At 64.7% G+C, this 13,524-nt stretch carries 12 protein-coding genes; 7 read left to right on the forward strand and 5 right to left on the reverse strand.

Going from position 1 to position 13,524, the window contains the following annotated elements; all coding sequences use genetic code 11:
* Positions 1-4: 4 nt before the first annotated feature.
* Complete coding sequence (locus ABX298_RS21880; protein ID WP_237140986.1) at positions 5-217, forward strand: hypothetical protein; 213 nt, start codon at positions 5-7, stop codon at positions 215-217.
* A 168-nt stretch (positions 218-385) separates the two neighbouring features.
* Here the strand turns inward: ABX298_RS21880 and ABX298_RS21885 are convergent, their stop codons facing one another.
* Entirely contained in the window at positions 386-2,134 is a 1,749-nt protein-coding gene (locus ABX298_RS21885; RefSeq protein ID WP_286101736.1) for a BCCT family transporter, read from the reverse strand.
* A gap of 315 nt (positions 2,135-2,449) precedes the next feature.
* Between ABX298_RS21885 and ABX298_RS21890 the strand changes: the two genes are divergently transcribed.
* The 4 genes from ABX298_RS21890 to ABX298_RS21905 all read left to right on the forward strand — a co-directional run bounded on the left by ABX298_RS21890 (position 2,450) and on the right by ABX298_RS21905 (position 4,618).
* Positions 2,450-2,767: a hypothetical protein gene (locus ABX298_RS21890; protein WP_367393630.1), complete on the forward strand. Its 318-nt coding sequence runs from the start codon at positions 2,450-2,452 to the stop codon at positions 2,765-2,767.
* An 8-nt stretch (positions 2,768-2,775) separates the two neighbouring features.
* Positions 2,776-2,976 carry a DUF1289 domain-containing protein gene (locus ABX298_RS21895; protein ID WP_012271937.1) on the forward strand — a complete coding sequence of 67 codons (201 nt, stop codon included), beginning with the start codon at positions 2,776-2,778 and terminating at the stop codon, positions 2,974-2,976.
* Between the two features lie 50 nt (positions 2,977-3,026).
* Positions 3,027-3,668, forward strand: coding sequence for a LysE family translocator (locus ABX298_RS21900; protein WP_367393631.1), 642 nt, complete (start codon positions 3,027-3,029; stop codon positions 3,666-3,668).
* Positions 3,669-3,829: 161 nt separating this feature from the next.
* Positions 3,830-4,618, forward strand: coding sequence for an ABC transporter substrate-binding protein (locus ABX298_RS21905; RefSeq protein WP_075044978.1), 789 nt, complete (start codon positions 3,830-3,832; stop codon positions 4,616-4,618).
* Between the two features lie 21 nt (positions 4,619-4,639).
* On the opposite strand, the gene ABX298_RS21910 is transcribed toward ABX298_RS21905, so the two are convergent.
* The 4 genes from ABX298_RS21910 to ABX298_RS21925 form a co-directional block, all read right to left on the reverse strand.
* Positions 4,640-5,659 (reverse strand): XdhC family protein, encoded by a 1,020-nt coding sequence (locus tag ABX298_RS21910; RefSeq protein WP_075044979.1) that lies wholly within the window; start codon positions 5,657-5,659, stop codon positions 4,640-4,642.
* A 151-nt stretch (positions 5,660-5,810) separates the two neighbouring features.
* A complete protein-coding gene (locus ABX298_RS21915; RefSeq protein WP_075044980.1) occupies positions 5,811-7,154 on the reverse strand; it encodes a cytochrome c in 1,344 nt (447 codons plus the stop codon).
* Between the two features lie 17 nt (positions 7,155-7,171).
* On the reverse strand, positions 7,172-9,421 hold the full coding sequence (locus ABX298_RS21920) for a molybdopterin cofactor-binding domain-containing protein (protein ID WP_367393632.1): 2,250 nt from the start codon (positions 9,419-9,421) through the stop codon (positions 7,172-7,174).
* Positions 9,421-9,876, reverse strand: coding sequence for a (2Fe-2S)-binding protein (locus tag ABX298_RS21925; RefSeq protein ID WP_003259224.1), 456 nt, complete (start codon positions 9,874-9,876; stop codon positions 9,421-9,423). The genes ABX298_RS21920 and ABX298_RS21925 overlap by 1 nt, the downstream gene beginning before the upstream one ends.
* 347 nt (positions 9,877-10,223) lie before the next feature.
* Here ABX298_RS21925 and ABX298_RS21930 point away from each other — a divergent pair, with 347 nt between their 5' ends.
* Together ABX298_RS21930 and ABX298_RS21935 are read left to right on the forward strand one after the other, a co-directional pair.
* Positions 10,224-12,410 carry an OsmC domain/YcaO domain-containing protein gene (locus ABX298_RS21930; protein ID WP_085692798.1) on the forward strand — a complete coding sequence of 729 codons (2,187 nt, stop codon included), beginning with the start codon at positions 10,224-10,226 and terminating at the stop codon, positions 12,408-12,410.
* A gap of 291 nt (positions 12,411-12,701) precedes the next feature.
* A complete protein-coding gene (locus ABX298_RS21935; protein WP_286101740.1) occupies positions 12,702-13,514 on the forward strand; it encodes a class I SAM-dependent methyltransferase in 813 nt (270 codons plus the stop codon).
* Positions 13,515-13,524: the final 10 nt, after the last annotated feature.

The following is a 13,524-nucleotide window of genomic DNA, read 5'->3' on the forward strand; positions in this document are numbered from 1 at the left end:
GGCAGTGAAGTACCCGAGCATTCGTTACCCGGAAGACCTCGAGTCCTATGGCTACGAAGGCGAACTGCAGCCGGGCATGGCCTTGTGCGTGGAGGCCTATGTGGGCGAAGTGGGTGGGCGTGACGGGATCAAGCTGGAAAACCAGTTGCTGGTGACCGAGGACGGGTATGAGCTGTTGACCCATTACCCGTTCGAGGAAAGCTTCCTGCGTGATTGATTGGGCACCTGAAACCTGCGCCGTACCTGTGTAGGAGCGGCTTTAGCCGCGAACACCGGCAAAGCCGGTGCCATCCACCGCGCCGCCTGCTTCGCGGGTAAACCCGCTCCCACAAGGTACGGCGCAGGCTCCGGCTCACGCGGTCCCTGTGGGAGCGGGCTTGCCCGATCAGTTGCCGGTCACTTCGGCCTCTGCCGACGCCGGCTTGGCCGAAGTCTTCTTCTCCTGCACCACGATGTAGAACTCTTCGCCATGCTTCACCGCGCCATACAGCACGGCCTTCTCGATCAGTTCGTTACCGCGCAGGTGGCGCAGCATCATCGGGTCCTTGCGCAGGTCGCGGTACAGCGCCAGGCACAGCAGCACCATCACCACCACGAACGGCAGGGCCACGACGATGGTCAGGTTCTGCAGGCCGGTCAGCGCCTCGCCGGGGTCGCGCGGGTCGCCGATTGCCAGCATGATCGCCGCAACAGTACCGGTCAGCGCACCCCAGAAGATCACCGTACGTCGCGATGGCGTGGTGGTGCCGTGTTCCGACAGCGTGCCCATCACCAGCGAGGCCGCATCGGCACCGGAGACGAAGAAGATACCCACCAGAACCATCACCAGCACCGATGTCGCCGAGGCCAGCGGGTAGCTGTCCAGCAACTGGTACAGCGCGTGGTTGCTGTTGACTGCACCATTGGCCAGCTGGAAGGCGCCCTCGCGCAGGGCGTCGATACTCGCGCCGCCAAAGATGGTGAACCACACCAGGCTGACCAGGCTCGGTACCAGCAGCACCCCGGTAACGAACTGGCGGATGGTGCGGCCGCGGCTGATGCGGGCGATGAACATGCCCACGAACGGCGTCCAGGAAATCCACCAGGCCCAGTAGAACACGGTCCAGCCGGCCAGCCAGCTGTTCATCTGTTCACCGCCGCTGGCGTTGGTGCGGGCCATCATTTCCGGCAGCATCTTGACGTAGATGCCGATCGAGGTTGGCAGCAGGTTGAGCATCAGCAGGGTCGGGCCGACCATGAACACGAACAGCGCCAGCACCAGTGCCAGCACCATGTTGGTGTTGGACAGCCACTGGATGCCCTTGCCGATGCCCGACACCGCCGAGGTGACGAAGGCGATGGTCAGCAGGGTGATGATCGAGATGTAGAACAGCTTGCCGGGGCTTTCGATCCAGCCGTTGTACTCCAGGCCACCGGCGATCTGCAGCGCGCCCAGGCCCAGCGAGGCCGCCGAGCCGAACAGCGTGGCGAAGATCGCCATCATGTCGATCAGGCGGCCGAGCGGGCCGTTGGCATGCTTGCCGATCAACGGCCGGAAGGCGGCGGAAATCAGCTGCGAGCGGCCGCGACGGAAGGTGCCATAGGCAATCACCAGGCCGACGATGGCGTACATGGCCCAGGGGTGCAGGGTCCAGTGGAACAGCGTGGTGGCCATGGCCACCTGCATCGCTTCGCTGGACTGCCCGGCGGTCGTCCCGGGCGGTGGCGACACATAGTGCGACAGCGGTTCGGCAACGCCGAAGAACATCAGGCCGATGCCCATGCCGGCGCTGAACATCATCGCCACCCACGACACCGTACGGAATTCTGGCTGTTCGCCATCACGGCCCAGCGGGACCCGGCCGTAACGGCTGGCCGCCAGCCACAGCACGAACACCACGAACAGGGTGGAGGTGAGCACGAAGAACCAGCCGAAGTTGAGAATGACCCAGGATTGCGCGCCGGAGGCGCTGCTGGCGAGGCTGGCCTGGTTGAGGAAGCCCCAGAGGACGAAAGCGATTGCCAGGAGGCTGGTGAAACCAAAGACGATCCAGTCGAGCTTGCCCTCGAAACGCCGGTCCTGGCGCGCTTCCGCGGTTTTCGAGGGGTCCGTCACGCCAAGGTCGAGCGTTTCGGTGATGTGTTCCTTTGCCATGAATGATGAGGCCCCTTTCTGGCTTACCTGCAGGAGCAGGCTTGTTGTTGTGTGGGCTACCGAGTTCGATGACTGCCTCGGCCGGGAGATTGCTGGCGGGATTATCCTGTGCACGAAACGGCGGCTCCTGTCCCGATAACGCCCCGGGGCGTCCATTACGCGACCTGCCAAATACTTTTAGTTCTGGGGGCGATGGCCCTTTCTGCTTCGCGTTCTGGTAACCTGATGGGCATTCCCCGGGCCTGCACATCCGAGCATCGTAGAAGCGCTGCTGCTTGTGGGCCTGGCCGTATCAGGAAACGGAGATTCGTCCAAATGGCCACTGACCGTGTGAGCCTGATTCATTTCGATAAATTGAGCATGAGCCCTGCCGCTGCCGATCGGTTCCAGAAAGCCCTCGACGCGCTGGAAGCGCTCAAGCTGCAGGACCGTTACGTGTATCTCATCGCTCCTTATCTGGGTGATGTCGCTGACGCCTCCGACCCCGAGCAACTGACCACTGCCCTGGAACAGGGCGTGCGCGTGGTCGACGAGCTGCTGGCTGCCAGGTCGGTCAGCAAGATCAAGGCCGAGGAAGTGCGCCAGGTGTTCCACGGCGCCGCCGAGCGTGCGCGGGCAGAAATGCCCGGCTGAGTGGCGGCATGGCCAAAGACATCGACAACCCTTGCGTCTCGCTGTGCCAGCTCAATAGCGAGCTGTGCGTGAGCTGTGGTCGCACCCGTGACGAAATCCGCAAATGGCGGGGCATGAAGCGCCCTGAGAAGATGGCCACCGTGCAGCGGGCGGCAACGCGGATGAAGGCTATCGCCAAGAAGGCGGCCAAGCGGCAGAATGCCGACTGAACCTGCGCACCCTGTGCGCGGCCTTTCCTGATTGTCTGACGAGCCTGAAAATGGATTCTCACTCGCTGTTTGCCTTTACCCTGGTCGCTGCCATCGCGATCGCCAGCCCCGGCCCTGCCACCCTGATGGCCATCAACAACAGTCTGGTCCATGGCCAGCGCAGCGCGATCTGGTCGTCGCTGGGCAATGGTTCGGGCCTGTTCTGCCTTTCTGCTGCGGCCATGCTGGGCTTGGGCGCGCTGCTGGCCAGTTCCGAAATGCTGTTCAACGCAGTGAAGATCCTGGGGGCGGGCTACCTGTTCTACCTGGGGGCGCGGCAACTGCTGAAAAAGAGCCCGATGCTGGCGCAGGGCGCCGCAGAGGGTGTGGCCAAGGTCCGGCCCACGCCGCTGAAGCTCTACAAGTCAGCCTTCCTCACGGCAGTGACCAACCCCAAGGCGACCATGTTCTTCACCGCACTGTTCCCGCAGTTCATCGACCAGGGGGCGGCGCTGCTGCCGCAGTTCCTGATCCTGACCGGGATATTCGTGGCGTTGTCGCTGGTTTCGCTGAGCCTGTATGCCGCGCTGGCGGCGCGGGCCAAGGGCGTGCTGACCCGGCCGTCGCTGTCGCGCTGGGTCAGTCGGGTGGTAGGCACGACCTTCATCGGTTTTGGCGCAGCGATCCTGGCGATGCGTCGGCAGGGGGCCTGAAGTACGGGGGCCGCTCGGCCGATAAAAGGCCAACCTGATGGCCATACATGGTCCAGACTGTCTACAGCACGCACAGATGGGTGCTGCAGTCGACCACAGGATGTGGCAGCCTTTGGCCACCGCTCCGGGTCTGCGGATGTTACATGTGCCGAGGGTTGTCGATGATCGAGCGCTGCTTTCGCCACGCCTTGTTGCTGTTGCCGTGCCTGCTGCTGCCGCTGGCGGCGGTAGCGCATGAGGAATGCCGGCGGCTGACTGCCACCGGCAACCCGGAATACCCCCCCTACCTGTGGCGCGACCCGCAGAACCCCGAGCAACTGATCGGTGCCAATGCTGACCTGCTCAAGTACCTGGGCAAGCAGCTGGGGCTGGAAATCGAGGTGGTCTACGGCGGGCCGTGGTCGCGCGCCCAGGAAGAAGTGCGCACGGGCCGGATCGATTTGATGGCTGGGTATTTCCTGACCGAGGCCCGCCGGCAACAGATGGACTTCATTGCCCCGGCATTCCTGCATACTCCAAGTGTTGTCTGGGTGCGCCAGGACAATACCTTTGCCTACCGGCAATGGGCCGACCTGAAGGGGCGCAAAGGCGGCACGCTGGTCAACAACAGCCACGGCCAGCAGTTCGACGACTACGCCAGGACCAACCTCACCCTTGAAGCGGTACCCGGTGCCAGGCAGGCATTCGAGAAGTTGATGCACAAGCGCAGCGATTATGTGGTGTACGAGCAGTATCCCGGCTTGGCGCTGGCGCGCACATTGGGGATTGCCGACACTTTGCAGGTGCTGGAGCCACCGATATCCAGCGAAGGGCTGTACCTGGCGCTGTCGCATGACTCGCCCTGCAACCAGCCGAAGCTGCGTGAGGCGCTGGCGAGGGAGATGGAAAAGATCGTTGCCGGAGCGTTGCCGGAGCAACTGCTGCAGCAAAACCTGGAGCGATGGCAATAAATAGCAGCCTGGTATGCGCTCCTACAGGGACCGGGCCAGTTGCTCGGCTTCCTTGGCCCGGGTCACGCTGACTGCGCCGGGCAGGGTTACATCGTTCTTCGCCGCTAGGATCTCGGCCATGACACTGACGGCAATCTCGGCCGGGGTCTTGCTACCGATATAAATGCCGATAGGGCCGTGCAGGCGCTGCAACGACGCTTCGCTTTCGCCAAAGTGTTCGATCAGCCGCTCGCGGCGCAGCTGGCTGTTGCGCCGTGAGCCGATGGCACCGATATAGAACGCCGGGCTGTGCAGGGCTTCGAGCAGGGCCAGGTCGTCCAGCTTGGGGTCGTGGCTGACGGCGACGATGGCGCTGCGCAGGTCTGGGGCGAAGGCGCGGACCACGTCGTCCGGCATGCCGGCCAGGTGGTTGACGCCGGCAACGTTCCAGCCGGCCGTGTACTCGGGGCGCGGGTCGCACAGTGAAACGCTGAAGCCATTGAACAGGGCCATGGTCGCCAGGTATTCGGCCAGCGCGCCGGCACCGATCAGCAGCAGGCGGTAGCCGGGGCCGAGGGTGCTGAGCATGTGCTGGCCATCGAAGCTGAACAGTTCGGGCGTGGTGGTGGCGGTGAGGCTGGCCTCGCCGCTGCGCAGGTCAAGCCCACGGCGTACCAGATTGCCGCCGTCGAGGCCGGCGAGCAGTTGTTCGAGGTGTGGCAGCGACGGGGCGAATTCCAGCACCAGTTCGAGGGTGCCGCCACAGGGCAGGCCGAAGCGGTGGGCCTCGTCGGCGCTGACGCCATAGCGCACCACCTGGGGCAGGCCGCCGGGCATGCCGGGGCCGCCGTAGGCACTGGTGTAGCGGTGAATGAGGTCGTCCTCGATGCAGCCGCCAGAGACACTGCCAACTACACGGCCGTCGCTGCGCAGGGCCATCATCGAGCCCACCGGGCGGGGGGAGGAGCCCCAGGTGCGGGCGACCGTGGCGAGCAGGGTGCGGTGGCCGGCGGCGAGCCAGTCTCGGGTGGTGCGCAGGACCAGCAGGTCGATGCTTTCCATGGGTACTCCGGTAAAGCCTGGTGTTCAAGGGTGGCTGTACCGGCCTCTTCGCGGGTGAACCCGCTCCCACAGGTACTGCACAGGTCTTCGGGGTGGTGCAAATCCTGTGGGAGCGGGTTCACCCGCGAAGAGGCCAGTACAGCCACCAAATTCATCGCATGTGCAAAATGATCGGGCTACTGCTGGCCGGGTCGGTATGCCCACGCAACTTGCCCACCGCCTGCGCATTCACCGCGCCACCATTGTTCCCCCAGGCACTGCGCACGAAACCCAGCACATCAGCAATTTCCTGGTCACTCAATTGCTCACGGAAGGCCGGCATGCGATAGGCATCGGGCAACCCGGCCGTCACCACCCGTTGCGAACCATTGAGGGTGATATTGATCGCCGAGGCGTCTTCCTTGGCCAGTGCCGAAGTAGCGCCGGCCAAAGGCGGCATCCATTCGGCCTGGCCCTTGCCGTCCAGGCCATGGCACGACGCACAGCGGGTTACATAGGTATGCGCCCCAGGGCTGTCGAGCCGCGCCGCCGTCGTTTCGGCCTGGTACTGCCACGGCTCACCGTCGCGTTGCGGGTCGCCGGGCAGCGACTTCAGGTAGCGTGCGATGGCGGCCAGGTCGTCGTCACTCATGAACTGCGTGGAGTTGTTGAAGGCCTCGGTCATCGAACCGAATACCACCGCATGCCGGTTGCGCCCGGTCTTGAGGAATTGCGCGATCTCGGCCTCGCTCCAGCGCCCCAGCCCGGTGTTGGGGTCGGCACGCAGGCTCGGTGCATACCAGCCATCGAGCAGGGCACCAGCGAGGAACGGTTTGCCACTGTCATCCAGGGCCTTTTCGTTGAAGGCCAGGCCGCGCGGCGTATGGCAGCTGCCACAGTGGCCGGGGCCCTGGACGATGTAGGCGCCGCGGTTCCACTGGGCATCCTGCCCGGCCTGGTCGGCGTATGGCGTGGTGGCGGCGAACAGGCCGTTCCACATGGCGATGGGCCATCGCCAGTTCAGCGGCCAGGGAATGTCGCTGGCAAGGTTGGCTTGCTGCACGGGTTGCACGCGGTGCATGAAGAAGGCGTACAGCGCCTTTACATCGTCATCGCTGAGCTTGGCGTAGGACGGGTAGGGCATGGCGGGGTACAGCCGCCGGCCACCGGGCGCGACGCCCTGGCGCACGGCACGGTCGAAGTCGGCCAGGCTGTAGCCACCGATGCCGGTGTCGCGGTCGGGGGTGATGTTGGTGGCGTGGATCGCCCCCAGCGGGGTGGCCATTTCCAGCCCGCCGGCGAACGGTTTGCCGTCCGGCAGGCTGTGGCAGGCCACGCAGTCGCTGAGGCGGGCCACGTACTCGCCACGGCTGACCAGCGCCGGGTCGGCAGTGGTGGCCTGCGCATCGGCAAATGGCGAGGCGGGCTCGCGGGTGACGTACCAGGCCAGCAGGCCTGCCGCGACCAGGCACGGCAGCGCCAGCCAGCCAGCGGTTCTTGCGAAACGGTGGGTCATGGGGCGTCCTTGTCTGCTCAGCTGAAGGTATGGCGGCTCAATGGCAGGCTGCGCACGCGCTGGCCGGTCAGCTGTGCGACTGCGTTGGCCACCGCCGGTGCCACTGCGGGCAACGGTGGCTCGCCGATGCCGCCCATCTTCGCCCCGCTTTCGACAATGCGTACATGCACCCTGGCCATGCGCGACGGCGGCAGGATCGGGTACAGGTCGTAGTTGCGCGCGCGCGGCTTGCCATCCACGTACACCGCTTCTTCCAGCAGCGTCTGCGACAGGCCCAGGGCGACGGCGCCGTTGACCTGGTGCTCGATGATCGCCGGGTTGACGATGCTGCCCGGGTCGATGGCCTGCCAGATGTCGTGCACCTTGACCTGGCCGCTCTCGATCGACACCTCGGCAATGACCGCTGCCTCCGAGCCGAACGGCGAGGCCATGGCCACGCCACGCGCTCGTTTGCTGCCATCCTCGGCGGTGAACGGCCCGCGTTTCCAGCCGCCGGAAAGCTCGGCGACGGCCTGCAACAGGTTGGTCAGGCGTTGGTTGTCGCGCAGCAGGTGCAGGCGCAGTTCGAACGGGTCCTTGCCGCCTTTGTCGGCCAGTTCATCGAGGAACGATTCATAGAAGAAGTCGTTCAGCGAGTTGCCCACCGAGCGCCAGTAGCCAAGCATCGCCGGGCCTTTCACGTAGATCTGCGCGATGCGCTTGTTGGCGATGGCGTAGGACTTGCCCGACAGCCCTTCGAGCGCGGTCGGGTCGAGTTTTTCGCCTTGCTTGCCGGCGATGGCTTCGGTCGGGCCTTCGGTGGCGCTCACGGCTTCGAGGGCCACCGGCAGGCCGTCGGCATCCAGCCCGGCGCGGAACTTCACCACGGCGACCGGGCGCAGCACATCGCGGAGGAATTCCTCTTCGCGGCTCCAGATGAGTTTCACTGGCCGGCCGACCGCCTTGGCCAATGCAATGGCCTGTGGGTAGGGGTTGGCCGAGTCGTACAGGAAGTGGCGGCCAAAGAAACCGCCCAGCAACGGCGAATGCAGGGTGATCTGCGCCGGGGCCAGGCCGGTGCGCTTGGCAATGTCGTCACGGAACATGTCCGGCGCCTGGTTGGGCAGCCACACTTCCAGGGTGCCGTCCGGGTTGAAGCGCGCCAGTGCCGACGGCGGTTCCAGCTGGGCGTGGTTGAGGTACTGGTTGTGGTAGGTTGCTTCGACCCGGGTCTTGGCACTGGCCAGCATGCCGGCCACATCGCCCTGGTTTTCGTCGTCGCGCGCCGGGCCCGTGACCGTGGCCAGGTGCTCGCGCCAGCCATCGCTGGAGAAGTCGGCCGGCATTGGCCGTACCGGGCTGTCGGCCGCAGGCTCCTTCCAGTCCACCTGGATGGCTTCGACCGCGCGCTTGGCGTGCCACCAGCGTTCGGCAACCACGGCCACGGCACCCGGCAGCTGATGCACCGAATGCACGCCCTTCATGGCCTTGACCTGGTCTTCGTTGCGCAGGCTGCCGACGGTCATGCCCAGGCGTGGCGCGTGCTGCACGGCAGCGTGGAGCATGCCGTCGACCTTGATGTCGATGCTGTACACAGCCTTGCCGGTGGACTTGTCGTAGGCATCCAGGCGACGTACCGGCTTGCCGATCCAGCGAAACTGGCTGGGGTCGCGCAGCTTTACGCTGGCCGGGTCCGGCACCGGCAGGTCCATGGCCCGCCCGGCCAGTTCACCGTAGGGGATGGAACGGCCAGTCGTGGTATGTACCACGTGGCCCGGCGTGGTGGAGAGTTCTTCGACCGGCACGCCCAGCTGCTCGGCGCCCGCCTGCAGCAGCATGGCCCGGGCGAGGGCGCCCAGGCGGCGCATGGTCGGGTAGCTCATGCGCACCGACATGCTGCCGCCAGTGATGCGCATGCCATTTTCCATCACTACATAGGCTTCGCCGGGCGGCGCGCTGTCGACCACGAAATTGGCCGGGTCGACGTCCAGCTCTTCACCAACGATCTGCGCCATGGCGGTGAAGGGGCCTTGGCCACCTTCCATGAACGGGCTGAGCAGGCGTACTTTGCCGTCCGGGCGGATCTCCAGAAACGCCGGCACCTGGGTACCGCGCTCCGGGGTTGCTGCGGCGGCTGCCTGTACGCGGGCCGACCCCATGGGCAGGCCGAAGCCCAGCACCAGGGCACCGACAGCCGTGCCGGCAAGAAAGCGCCGACGCGACAGGTTGACCGTTTCGCCCAGTTGCAGCTTGAGCAGTTCGGCGGGGGTATCGACTGGTGTGTTCATCAGGCCTTCTCCCCTTGGGCCAGCTCATGCACGGCGGCATGGATGGCGTTGTAGGTGCCGCAGCGGCACAGGTTGACCATGGCTGCCTCGATCTGCGCGTCACTGGGTTTGGGCGTGTGCTTGAGCAGCGCCGTGGCCGCCATTACCTGGCCGGACTGGCAGTAGCCGCACTGGGCCACCTGGTGCTCGACCCAGGCCGCGACCACCCGTTTGCCGACGGCATCGGCCTCGATCGCCTCGATGGTGGTCACCTCGCGCCCGACCACGCCGGCCACCGGGGTGACGCAGGCGCGCACCACGTTGCCGTCCACCAGCACCGAACAGGCGCCGCACTGGGCCAGGCCGCAGCCATACTTGGTGCCGGTCAGCCCCAGGTCATCGCGGATCACCCACAGCAGGGGCGTGTCGGCGTCTGCCTCGACCTGGTAGGTCTTCTGGTTGATGCGTAGTTCCATGGTTCACCTGCCCGTCAACGGTTGCTGTCGCGTGGTTTCTTCTGATCGGGGAATACGGTGCTCCCCAGTGCAGAAACGCTAGCACAGCGGGGTGACCGCTGGTCTGCTGGCGGGGGCAGGTTCAGAGGATCAGGCAAGCAATTCGGTGAAATGCGCAAGCTTGTACCGGCCCTATCGCCGGCAAGCCGGCTCCCACCTCGACCGTATCGACCGCAAGCCATGTGCAGTTCCTGTGGGAGCTGGCTTGCCGGCGATAAGGCCGGTACAGGCAAACAGGACTTCCGGCAGAAAAACCCGGATAATGCCGGCCAATTTCGTTTTGCACGCTTAAATCACGGTAATCCCGCATGGAAATCAAGGTCAATTTTCTCGACAATCTCCGTCTCGAAGCCAAGTTCGACGACTTCACGGTGATCGCCGACCAACCGATCCGCTACAAGGGTGATGGCTCGGCCCCGGGGCCGTTCGACTATTTCCTGGCGTCTTCGGCCTTGTGCGCGGCTTACTTCGTCAAGCTGTATTGCCAGACCCGCGACATTCCTACCGAAAACATTCGCCTGTCGCAGAACAACATCGTCGACCCGGAAAACCGCTACAACCAGGTCTTCAAGATCCAGGTCGAGCTGCCCGAGGACATTTCCGAGAAGGACCGCCAGGGCATCCTGCGCTCCATCGACCGCTGCACGGTGAAGAAGGTGGTGCAGACCGGCCCCGAGTTCGTGATCGAAGTGGTCGACAACCTCGATGCCGATGCCCAGGGCCTGCTGATGCCGGTCGCGGATACCAGCACCTACATCCCCGGCAAGGACCTGCCGCTGGAGCAGACCATCGCCAACATGTCGGGCATCCTCGCCGGGCTGGGGATGAAGATCGAGATCGCCTCGTGGCGCAACATCGTGCCCAACGTGTGGTCGCTGCATGTGCGCGACGCCCAGTCGCCGATGTGCTTCACCAACGGCAAGGGCGCGACCAAGGAGGCCGCGCTGGCCTCGGCGCTGGGCGAGTTCATCGAGCGGCTGAACTGCAACTTCTTCTATAACGACCAGTTCTGGGGCGAGGACCTGGCCAACGCGTCGTTCGTGCACTACCCGAACGAGCAGTGGTTCAAACCCGGCCCGCGCGATGCGCTGCCGGCCGAGATCCTTGATGAGCACTGCCTGGCAATCTACAATCCGGACGGCGAGCTGCGTGGCTCGCACCTGTACGACACCAACTCGGGCAACACCGCGCGCGGCATCTGCTCGTTGCCGTTCGTGCGCCAGTCCGACCAGCAGGTGGTGTACTTCCCGTCCAACCTGATCGAGAACCTGTTCCTCAGTAACGGCATGAGCGCCGGCAACACCCTGGCCGAGGCGCAGGTGCAGTGCCTGTCGGAAATCTTCGAGCGCGCCGTGAAGCGTGAAATCCTCGAAGGCGAGCTGTGCCTGCCGGATGTGCCGCAGGAGGTATTGGCCAAGTACCCGGCCATCGTCGCCGGCATCCAGGGCCTGGAAGAGCAGGGCTTCCCGGTGCTGGTCAAGGATGCGTCGCTGGGCGGTGAGTTCCCGGTGATGTGCGTGACCTTGATGAACCCGCGCACCGGCGGCGTGTTCGCTTCGTTCGGCGCCCACCCGAGCCTGGAAGTGGCGCTGGAGCGCAGCCTCACCGAACTGCTGCAGGGCCGCAGCTTCGAAGGCTTGAACGACCTGCCGCAACCGACCTTCGAAAGCCACGCGCTGACCGAGCCGAACAACTTCGTCGAGCACTTCATCGACTCCAGTGGCGTGGTGTCGTGGCGCTTCTTCAGTGCCAAGGCCGACTTCGAGTTCGTCGAGTGGGACTTCTCCGGCCACGGCGAGGACTCCAACGTACAGGAAGCCGCGACCCTGTTCGGCATCCTCGAGGACCTGGGCAAGGAAGTGTACATGGCGGTGTACGACAACCTTGGCGCCACCGCCTGCCGCATCCTGGTGCCGGGTTACTCGGAGATCTACCCGGTCGAGGACCTGATCTGGGACAACACCAACCGCGCCTTGTCGTTCCGCGCCGACATCCTCAACCTGCACAGCCTGGACAACCGTTCCCTCAAGCTGCTGCTCAAGCGCCTGGACAACTGCGATGTGGATGACTACACCACCATCACCACGCTGATCGGCGTGGAGTTCGACGAGAACACGGTGTGGGGCCAGCTGACGATTCTCGAGTTGAAGCTGCTGATCTGCCTGGCGGTACAGCGCTTCGAGGATGCCAAGGAACTGGTCGAGGCGTTCCTGCAGTTCAACGACAACACTGTCGAGCGCGGCCTGTTCTACCAGGCGCTGAACGTGGTGCTGGAAGTGCTGCTGGACGACGAACTGGAAATGGACGACTACGAAGCCAACTTCCGCCGCATGTTCGGTAACCCGCGCATGGACGCGGTGCTGGGTTCGGTGGACGGCAGCGTGCGCTTCCATGGCCTGACCCCGACCAGCATGAAGCTCGAAGGCCTCGATCGCCACCTGCGCCTGATCGAAAGCTACAAGAAGCTGCACGCGGCCCGGGCCAAGTTCGCCTGATAGCCGCAATGCTCCAATCGCTATCTTGTACTGCCTGTTCTGGCCTTATCGCCGGCAAGCCAGCTCCCACAGGTACAGCACATGACTGGAGGTCGATGCTGTCGAGGTGGGAGCTGGCTTGCCGGCGATTGGGCCGGTAGCCTTCATATAGCGCTTTGTTCTTGCCGCTATCCCCAATCTGTCTTGCCGCTTCGCCTGCCAGGCGCGTAGCGTTTTGCTCCCATCCCCTCGATCCATGGCGCGTTGACCGCCAGAAGGACCTCGGCCGCGCACAACAAGAAGGCGCAGACCATGAGCACCCCTTTGGATACCAATGCCCTCAAAGCCCGCCAGCAAGCCGCGTGGGCCAGTGGCGACTACGCGGTAATCGGCACCACCCTGCAACTGGTTGGCGAGCGCCTGGCCGAAGCCTGTGACCTGCGCTGGGACGAGCAGGTGCTGGATGTCGCCGCCGGCAACGGCAATGCCACCTTGGCTGCTGCCCGGCGCGGCTGCCGTGTCACCTCCACCGACTATGTGCCCGAGCTGCTAAAGCGCGGTGAAGAACGTGCGCGGGCCGAGCACCTCAATGTGGTGTTCCAGACTGCCGATGCCGAAGCGCTGCCGTTTGCCGATGGATCATTCGATGCGGTGCTGTCCACCTTCGGCGTGATGTTCGCGCCCGACCAGGCCCAGGCCGCGCGTGAGCTGGGCCGGGTGTGCCGGCCCGGTGGCCGGATCGGCCTGGCCAACTGGACCCCGCAAGGGTTCGTCGGGCAGATGTTCAAGACCCTCGGGCGGCATGTACCGCCACCAGCCGGGGCTCTGCCGCCTTCACGCTGGGGTGATGAAGAACAGTTGCGCGTGATGTTCGAGGGGGCGCTGGGCGAATTGAAGGTCAGCCGCCAGCACTTCAACTTCCGCTATCGCTCGGCGGCGCATTTCATCGAGGTGTTCCGCACCTGGTATGGGCCGGTGCACAAAGCGTTTGCCTCGCTGGGGCCGGAAGCGGCCGGGGCGCTGGAGCGGGATCTGGCGCAACTGTTGAATGAAAGCAATGTGGGCGGCGCGTCGTCGTTGGTGGTGCCGAGTGAGTACCTTGAAGTGGTGATCATTCGAGGTTGATCCCACGGGC

The organism is Pseudomonas sp. X4, from assembly GCF_040784925.1.
In the GTDB taxonomy this organism is placed as follows: domain Bacteria; phylum Pseudomonadota; class Gammaproteobacteria; order Pseudomonadales; family Pseudomonadaceae; genus Aquipseudomonas; species Aquipseudomonas putida_Z.

What these genes read in the sequence shown, in the direction of transcription:
- ABX298_RS21885 (WP_286101736.1), bottom strand. Translation starts at nt 2,134, where the DNA reads ATGGCAAAGGAACACATCACCGAAACGCTCGACCTTGGCGTGACGGAC.
- ABX298_RS21890 (WP_367393630.1), top strand. Translation starts at nt 2,450, where the DNA reads ATGGCCACTGACCGTGTGAGCCTGATTCATTTCGATAAATTGAGCATG.
- ABX298_RS21895 (WP_012271937.1), top strand. Translation starts at nt 2,776, where the DNA reads ATGGCCAAAGACATCGACAACCCTTGCGTCTCGCTGTGCCAGCTCAAT.
- ABX298_RS21900 (WP_367393631.1), top strand. Translation starts at nt 3,027, where the DNA reads ATGGATTCTCACTCGCTGTTTGCCTTTACCCTGGTCGCTGCCATCGCG.
- ABX298_RS21905 (WP_075044978.1), top strand. Translation starts at nt 3,830, where the DNA reads ATGATCGAGCGCTGCTTTCGCCACGCCTTGTTGCTGTTGCCGTGCCTG.
- ABX298_RS21910 (WP_075044979.1), bottom strand. Translation starts at nt 5,659, where the DNA reads ATGGAAAGCATCGACCTGCTGGTCCTGCGCACCACCCGAGACTGGCTC.
- ABX298_RS21915 (WP_075044980.1), bottom strand. Translation starts at nt 7,154, where the DNA reads ATGACCCACCGTTTCGCAAGAACCGCTGGCTGGCTGGCGCTGCCGTGC.
- ABX298_RS21920 (WP_367393632.1), bottom strand. Translation starts at nt 9,421, where the DNA reads ATGAACACACCAGTCGATACCCCCGCCGAACTGCTCAAGCTGCAACTG.
- ABX298_RS21925 (WP_003259224.1), bottom strand. Translation starts at nt 9,876, where the DNA reads ATGGAACTACGCATCAACCAGAAGACCTACCAGGTCGAGGCAGACGCC.
- ABX298_RS21930 (WP_085692798.1), top strand. Translation starts at nt 10,224, where the DNA reads ATGGAAATCAAGGTCAATTTTCTCGACAATCTCCGTCTCGAAGCCAAG.
- ABX298_RS21935 (WP_286101740.1), top strand. Translation starts at nt 12,702, where the DNA reads ATGAGCACCCCTTTGGATACCAATGCCCTCAAAGCCCGCCAGCAAGCC.